Genomic DNA, 292 nt, shown 5'->3' on the forward strand with positions numbered 1-292 from the left:
TGTCGCCCCAGTCGGTGTTCCAGGAGTTGGCAACCAACCAATACGGAGTATTGTTTTCGACGCCCCATCCGAGGATCTTAATTGCGTGGCCTCCAAGCGCTTGTGAGCTAGTTGCTTGGTAAACACCAGACTTATAGCTCAGGAAATCTTCGTATACTGTGAAGGCAGCTTCCACCGGTCCGTTCTTATAGATCTCCAATTGAATTTGCTTCGCGTTGCTGAAACTGCTCACATCTTGTCCGAAAGTCAAGGAGTCTTTGTAGTTGAGGGAAGTGTCGTAGCAAGTTCTCGA

At 48.6% G+C, this 292-nt stretch carries 1 protein-coding gene; it reads right to left on the bottom strand.

Annotated elements, in window-relative coordinates:
* Nucleotides 1-232, bottom strand: a 232-nt coding sequence (locus QWY28_RS23455) for a C1 family peptidase (protein WP_300955323.1), incomplete at its 3' end; no start/stop codon positions are given.
* Between the last annotated feature and the right edge of the window lie 60 nt (nucleotides 233-292).

Source organism: Nocardioides oceani, from assembly GCF_030412965.1.
GTDB lineage: Bacteria > Actinomycetota > Actinomycetes > Propionibacteriales > Nocardioidaceae > Nocardioides > Nocardioides oceani.